Here is a 7,359-nt window from a genome sequence, read left to right as displayed (position 1 = left end):
TGCTGCTGCTCGTGATCGCCGCGGTGCCGGTCGTCGCGCTGCTGACCGCGGGCCTGCTCGCCGAGCTGCCCGTGCTGACCTGGGCGGGGACCCCGGTCGGCCTGCTCATCGGGGTCGGGCTCGGTTGGTGGTGGGGTGCGCTGGCCGAACGGCGGCTGGCCCGGCGCATGCCGGAACTGCTGGCCGAGGTCCGGGCGAGCTGATCAGTCCTCAGTGGACACCGATCAGCTCGCGATGGTGACGTGGCTGCGGATCAGCGTGGGATCCGCAGCGGCGCGCAGCAGCGCGTCGGCCAGATCAGCGCGCGGCAGGCTGCGCGCCCGGGGCAGCGGCTCGTCGATCGCGGTGCGGTAGCGCCCGGTCCCGGCACGGTCGGTCAGCCGCGGCGGGCGCAGCACCGTCCACTCCGCATCGCTGTCGGCGAGAACGTGCTCCATCCGGCGCATGTCCGCGTAGACCGCACCGAACACCCGGTGCAGCAACGGATGCACCACCAGGCGTTCCAGCGCGGTCTTGTCCTGCTCGGCGATGAGCGGCTCGGCGGTGACCGCCACGATCCGACGCACCCCGGCCTCGCGCATCGCCGCCAGCACCGCCGCCGTGCCCGCCGAATACACCCCGGCAGGCCGAGTGCGGTCCCGGCTGCCCAGCGCCGACACCACCGCATCCGCCCCGTCGACCGCCGCGCCCAGCTGCCCGGGCTCGGCCACGTCCCCGCGCACCACCCGCAGCTGCGGGTGCGTGCCATCGAGGGCGGCCGGGTCACGGGCCACCGCGGTGACCGCGTGCCCCGCCGCGAGCGCCTGCTGCAGCACCTGGCGCCCGGTAGCACCGGTCGCGCCGAACACAGCCAGTTTCACGACACCTCCCGGGACGGGTCCGAAGCTGCCGACCACGGTAGCGGCCGTGCCGCCGCGGCAGGGAGATCCCGGCTCAGCGGCGCTGCGACCCGCGCAGCAGCGGCACGGGCAACTGGCGGAGCTCCGGGCTGCGCGTCAGCAGCAGCACCAGCCATGCCGCGGCCAGCCCGCACACCGATGCGGCGGCCAGGCACGGCCAGGCCCAAGCGGGCGAATCCGGCAGCGCCCACCGCACGGCCAGCGCGCAGGCCCCAGCCGCCGCCGCGGCCGCCGCGGACCGGGCCAGCGCCGGGGCCACGTCCCGCCGCGCCCCGCCCAGCCGCGCGCGCAGGCACAGCTCACCGGCGACCCAGCCCACCACGAACGAACAGGAGTTGGCGAACACGACCCCGTGCACCACCTGGTGCGCGGGCAGCAGCACCGGCGACAGCATCGTCAGCGCCACCTTCACCGCCACGATCAGCAGCATGATCAGCGCCGGCGTGCGGGCGTCCTTGAGCGCGTAGAACACCCGCAGCTGCAGCAGCGTCACCGCATAGGGCAGCACGCCGAAAGCGCCTGCCACCAGCGCGGTTCCGACCGTCCCCGCATCGCTCGCGCCGTGCCCGACGGAGAACAGCGCGGTCGCCAGCGTCGCGCCCAGCACCACCAGCAGCGCGGTAACCGGCAGCATCACCACCGCCGACAACCGGGTCGCCAGCGACAGGTCGCGGCCCAGGCGCGGCAGGTCGCCGTCGGCCGCGGCACGGCTCATCCGCGGCAGGATCGCGGTGACCAGCGCATAACCGAGCACCCCGTAGGGCAACTGCACCAGCAGCCACACGGTGTTGTACGTGGTCAACCCACCGTGCGCGGTGGTCACGTTGATCACCGCGAGCACCCCCAGCTGGGCCAGCAGCGCATAGGCCACCGTCCAGGCCGCCAGCCCGCTGAACTCGCGGAACCGCGGATCCCAGCCCCATCGCCAGCGGAACCGGAAACCGCTGCGCAGCAACGCGGGAACCAGCGCTACGGCCTGTACCGCCACGCCCAGCGTGCTGCCCGCGCCCAGCACCAGGACGTCGGTCGCCGACAGCTGCAGCGGATCCAGGCTCAGTAGACCCGGGGCCAGGTAGAGGCCGAAGGCGGCGATGAGGATCACGTTGTTGAGCACCGGCGCCCATGCCGGCGGACCGAACACCTCCCGCGCGTTCAACGTCGCGCCGAACAGCGCCGACCAGCCGTAGAACAGGATCTGCGGCAGCAGCAGGTAGGCGAACGCCGTGGTCAGCCCGGGATCCGCGCGCCCGGTCGACTCGTCGACGAGCACCGAGGTCAGCACCGGGGCGCCCAGCACCGCCAGTACCGTGACCAGCAGCAGCGCGCAGGTCGTCATCGTGAACAGCCGCTGCGCGTAGAGCTCGCCGCCGTCCGGATCGTCCGCGCGGGCCCGCACCAGCAGCGGCACCAGCACACTGGTGAGCACCCCGCCGACCAGCAGCTCGTAGACCTGGTTGGGCATGCTGCCCGCGGCGTTGTAGGCGTCCGCGGCCACCGAGAAGCCCAGGACCCACACGATCACCACCGTCCGCAGGAACCCGGTGATCTTGCTGACCAGCGCGGCCACCGCCATCGACCCGGTCGCGCGGCGCGCCGACACCGGTGCCGCCCGCTCCTGCTGAACGTCCTGCACCCCGCCCGAACACCTCCGCTGGAACCGCGCCCGCGAGCACGGGCAGGTAGCAACATACGCCCGCCGGCCTCCGCGGTGGCCGACTTCGGACGACGGCCCGATGACCGGGGAGGGAGTGCGAACCGGGTGCCCGATGCCGCTATGTTGGGGGACGATGTTCGCCGGTCGCGGCTCCGGCGCGGCGGGCGTCCCGGGTGCCGAATCGTCGAATGCAGGAGGCCGCGGTGAGTCTGGTCCGGACGCTGTCGAAGGCGGAGGGTGCTCCGGCCGCGTTGTCCGACGCGGAGTACGTGCAGCTGCTCGGTGCCGACGGCGACGAGCTGGCGGCGCTGTGCCGCCTGGCCGATGAGGTGCGCCGCAGCGCGGTCGGCGCGGAACTCACCTACGTGGTCAACCGCAACCTGGACACCGGGCAGGTCGCCGGGCAGCACGCGCTGGTCGGTGACCTGGTGCGCGAGGCGTGGTCGCTCGGCGCGACCGAAGTGTGCATGCAGGGCCCGGTGCCGGCCGACGCCCCGGCGCAGGAGTACCTGGACCTGGTGCGCACGATCACCGCGGCCGCCCCGGTGCACCTGCACGCCTACCGCGCCGCCGAAGTCGCCGACGCCGCGCACCGGCTCGACACCACCCCGCGCGAGTTCCTACAGGAAGCGGCGGCCGCCGGTCTGGCCACCGTGCCCGGCACGGCCGCCCGCATCCTCGACGACGACGTCCGCGCCCGGCTCGCCGGTGGTCCGGACCTGCCGGTGCAGCGCTGGATCGAGCTCATCGGCACCGCGCACGAGGTCGGCCTGCGCTCCACCTCGACCATCGTCTACGGCCACGTGGAAACCCCGGAGCAGCAGGTCGCCCACCTGCGCACCCTCGCCGAAATGCAGGACCGCACCGGCGGTTTCACCGAGCTCATCGCCATGCCCATGACGCCGGAGGCGATGCCCGCGCACCTGACCGGCATCGCGCGCCCGGGACCGTCCGCGCGGGAGACGCGCGCGCTGCACGCGGTGGCCCGGCTGCTGCTGCACGGCCGCATCGACCACATCCAGGCGGCCTGGCCCAAGCTCGGCACCGAACTCAGCCGCGCCGTGCTCGCCGGTGGTGCCGACGACTTCGGCGGGCTGCTGCTCGACGGCACGCGGTGGCCGGCCGCGGGCGCGGAATCCGGGCTGCAGCTGTCCCGGGCCGAGATCGACTCCTGCGCCGAGCAGCTCGGCAGGCGGCCCCGGCAGCGGGCCACCGACTACGGCACCCCGCCGGTGACCGGGCGGCTCGGCACGGCGCGCGACGGGGCGAACGCAGCGCTGTGAGCGGCGCGGATCCGGACGGCGCGCCCGTCGAGGTCGCGATCGTCGGGGCGGGATTCGCCGGGCTGGGCACCGGGATCCAGCTCGCCCGCCGCGGCTGCCGGTCGTTCGTGATCCTCGAACGTGCCGACGACGTCGGCGGAACGTGGCGGGACAACCGGTATCCGGGCGTGTGCTGCGATGTGCCCGCGCACCTGTACTGCTTCTCGTTCCTGCCCAACCCGCACTGGTCGCAGTTCTTCGCCCCGGGCGAGGAGATCCAGGAATACCTGCGTTCCTGCGCGCGCAGCGACGGGCTCTACGAGCACATCCGGTTCGGCGCCGAGATGCACGGCGCGACCTGGCACGAAAGCACCCAGCTGTGGCGGATCGACACCGGCGCCGGGGTGTGGTGGGCGCGCACCCTCGTGATGGCGGCGGGACGCCTGTCCGAGCCCAGCTATCCCGATGTGCCCGGGATCGACGACTTCGACGGGCCGGTGCTGCACACCGCGGGCTGGCAGCCCGGTCTGGACCTCAGCGGGCGCCGGGTCGGCGTGGTGGGCACCGGTGCCTCGGCGGCCCAGCTCGTGCCCGGTCTCGCCGGTTCGACCGCCGGCCTGGTCGTCTTCCAGCGCAGCGCGCCCTACGTCGTCCCGCGCGGCAACCGCGCCTACTCGGTCGGCGAACGCGAGCACTTCGCCCGCAACCCGGCCGCGCTGCGCGACGCGCGCGAGCAGCTGTTCGCCGAGGCCGATGCGGCGATCGGCCAGCGGCACCGGGTGCGCCCGGACATCGACGCACTGCGCGCCCGCGCCCTGCAGCACCTGGCCGACAGCGTGCCGGATCCGCAGCTGCGCGCCCGGCTGACCCCGGACTACGAGATCGGCTGCAAGCGCGTGCTGCTGTCCGACGACTACTACCCGGCGCTGAACCGGCAGGACGTGGTTCTGGAACCCGGCGCCCTGGACCGGGTGGAGGGATCCGCGGCGGTGTCCGCGCACGGCCGCAGGCACGAGCTGGACGCGCTGGTGCTGGCCACCGGATTCCTGTCCACCCGGCCGCCGTTCGCGGACCGCATCGCCGGGCGCGGCGGCAGATCGCTGGCCGAGCACTGGAGCGGCGGGATGACCGCCTACGCCTCGACGACCGTGCACGGGTTCCCGAACATGTTCGTGCTGGACGGCCCGAACGCCAGTCTCGGGCACAATTCGGCGATCGAGATGATCGAGACGCAGATCGACTACGTGCTCGGGGCGCTGCAGCACCTGCGGCGCCACGGCGCGCGCACCTTGGAAGTCTCGCTGGAGGCCGAGCGCGCCTACACACGGGACATCGACCGGCGCAGCCGCTCCACGGTCTGGCTGACCGGGGGCTGCCGCAGCTGGTACGTCGACGAGCGCTCCGGTCGGCTCACCCTGCTGTGGCCGGATTCGGCGCGCGCCTTCCGCGAGCGCAACGGAACCTTCGACCCCGCGCCCTACGTCGTGCAGGAGTGACCGGCCGGCCCGGTCAGGGGTGCTCCCCGCACTCGTCACCGGGGCAGTGCCCGGTCTCGGCGGGCAGGTCCAGCATCGGGTTGCCGTCGAAGAAGCCGAACGGCCGCAGCCGGGTGGAGATCGCGGTCACCGGCATCACCGGCCAGTCCTCCGGGCGCACCACGTGGTGCGCGCTGAGCGTGCACCACAGCACGAGATCGCAGTCGTCCAGGTCGCGGTCGGCGGCGGTGTAGGCGGGAAGCCCCTCCCCGCCGCTGCTCTGCGCGACGTAGCGGCCCGCGGCGAAGTACTCGTCCGGGTCGAACGGGGTCGCCCACAGCTGGCGGGTGGCGAAACCGCCGCGCGCGGCCTGTTGCGAATCCGGTTGCCACAGCGGTGCGGTGTAGGGGCCGGGCTCGATCCGGTACGCGGTCGGTGCGCCCAGCGGGCCGGTGCGGTCCGCGCTCTGCACCAGCCAGGCGCGGCCCGCGAGCGGATCGGGTAGCCGCTGCGCCTCGGACTCGCTGCGCAACCGGCGCTGCCGGCTGCGCCAGGCGTTGCCGTGCGGGTTGTCCGGTCCCGGGGGAACGGCGACCGAGTCGACCTCGACGAGGTTGTTCCGGTCCCCGTCGACCCGCATGTCCAGCCGCAGGCTGAAGTAGTGCTCGTGGTGCGGACCGTACAGCCCCGGCGCGACGAGCGTGCCGAAATCCGGGGTTTCGCCGACGGGCAGTGCCCCGGTGGACAAGATCCCGGTCAGCTTCACCTCGAACTCGATGGACCCGTCCAGGTACAGGTGCCAGTAGAACCCGTACTCGTAGTTGCCGACGGTGGTGATGAATGAGATCACCAGCCTGCGGTTGCGGCGCACCTCGGCGCGGCCGGTGCGGAAGTCGGTGTGCTTCCAGCCGATCGAGGCGTCTTCCTCGTGCAGGCAGATCGCGTTGCCGATCGTGGTCGGCATGCCGTCCTGGTCGTTGACCACCGCGTCGAAGTAGCGGATCTCGCCGAGGCAGTCGCAGCCCAGTTCCAGCGAATTGGCCAACCAGCCGACCCCGTACTCGCCCTCGTCGAACACGTTCTTGTTGTGGTGTGTGGCGCCCGGATCCCCGTAGGGGACGTACATCTCGGCCAACGAAGCGCGGTGCAGAACCGGGCGCAGCCGCCCCCGGTCGACGTAGCCGACCTCGTGCAGCACGAGCCCTTCCCGCGGGGTGAACCCGATGCGCAACCGCCAGTTCGCCCACGCGATGGCGTGCCCCTCGACGCGGAACGACGGTCCGGCGGGCTGGTTGATCTCGATGGGGTTGAGCGGTTCGCGCTGCCCGGCGAATTCGGGGACGTTGTCCGCGGTGAACGCGAGCTCGGGGTAGTAGTTGCCGGGCCGGTCGGGCAACGGGACGGCGCCGTGATCGGTCACCTCCAGCACGCGCATCTCGTCGAGGTCGACGGTGACGATGAGCCCTTCGACCGGGTGCGCGTAGCCGTTGTCGTCCGGTCCGGCCCGCACGAACGTCAGCGGCCGGGCCAGCCGGCGCACGCCCGGATCGTCGTGCTCGCCGGTGTACCCGGCCGCCCAGGGGTCGACCATGGCCAGCTCCAGGTCCTGCACCCCGCGCTCGCGCATCGCGGCGATCCAGCGCTCGTCGCCGCGCACCACCGACTCGCAGGCCAGGAACTCCTCCTTGGTCATCGGCGCCTGCACGCCGCGCACGTCTCGCCAGCCGACCACCGCGGCCCGGCTCAGCGAGACCACGACCTCGCTGATGCAGCCGCGCGCGGGATCGCGCAGCAGCGCGTTCGCCGTGCGGTCCCACGCCGCACCGGGTGCGAAGGCGGCGAGATCGTCCTTGCCGGGTTCGGCCAGCTCGACGTAGACGAAACGGGCCGCCGGGGCGAACCGCGCGTCGCCGCGCACCAGCGCGGAAGCGGCTTCGATCTCGGCGCCGGTCAGCGGTTCCAGCGGGTGGGCGGGCAGCGGGGTGCCGGCTCGGGTGGTGGTCTCGCCCAGGGCGGTCATCGGCGTCCTCCAGAAGTCGGGATCGGTGTCCGGCGCGCGGGTGGTGCCC

5 protein-coding genes and 1 pseudogene are annotated in these 7,359 nt (G+C 73.3%); 3 read left to right on the top strand and 3 right to left on the bottom strand.

Annotated features, from left to right (window positions below; translation table 11 throughout):
* A pseudogene (locus IQ251_RS05200) lies at positions 1 to 203 on the top strand (hypothetical protein); the annotation flags it as partial.
* A 21-nt stretch (positions 204 to 224) separates the two neighbouring features.
* On the opposite strand, the gene IQ251_RS05195 reads toward IQ251_RS05200, so the two are convergent.
* Positions 225 to 860, bottom strand: a complete 636-nt coding sequence (locus IQ251_RS05195; protein ID WP_193927269.1) for an NAD(P)-dependent oxidoreductase — start codon at positions 858 to 860, stop codon at positions 225 to 227.
* A 73-nt stretch (positions 861 to 933) separates the two neighbouring features.
* Positions 934 to 2,532: a murein biosynthesis integral membrane protein MurJ gene (gene murJ, locus IQ251_RS05190; protein WP_193927268.1), complete on the bottom strand. Its 1,599-nt coding sequence runs from the start codon at positions 2,530 to 2,532 to the stop codon at positions 934 to 936.
* 224 nt (positions 2,533 to 2,756) lie between these two features.
* Between murJ and IQ251_RS05185 the strand changes: the two genes are divergently transcribed.
* The gene (locus tag IQ251_RS05185; RefSeq protein ID WP_370591215.1) at positions 2,757 to 3,836 is read left to right on the top strand and encodes an FO synthase; all 1,080 of its coding nucleotides are present in this window, start codon (positions 2,757 to 2,759) and stop codon (positions 3,834 to 3,836) included.
* Positions 3,833 to 5,311 carry a flavin-containing monooxygenase gene (locus IQ251_RS05180; RefSeq protein WP_193927266.1) on the top strand — a complete coding sequence of 493 codons (1,479 nt, stop codon included), beginning with the start codon at positions 3,833 to 3,835 and terminating at the stop codon, positions 5,309 to 5,311. Before IQ251_RS05185 ends, IQ251_RS05180 begins: the two co-directional genes overlap by 4 nt.
* Positions 5,312 to 5,324: 13 nt before the next feature.
* Here the strand turns inward: IQ251_RS05180 and IQ251_RS05175 are convergent, their stop codons facing one another.
* The gene (locus tag IQ251_RS05175; RefSeq protein ID WP_193927265.1) at positions 5,325 to 7,310 is read right to left on the bottom strand and encodes a primary-amine oxidase; all 1,986 of its coding nucleotides are present in this window, start codon (positions 7,308 to 7,310) and stop codon (positions 5,325 to 5,327) included.
* Positions 7,311 to 7,359 lie beyond the last annotated feature (49 nt).

The sequence above is a fragment of the Saccharopolyspora montiporae genome (assembly GCF_015209505.1).
GTDB lineage: Bacteria > Actinomycetota > Actinomycetes > Mycobacteriales > Pseudonocardiaceae > Saccharopolyspora > Saccharopolyspora montiporae.
Note: the sequence above shows the minus strand (reverse complement) of the source record. Positions and strands in the feature narration are given on the sequence as shown.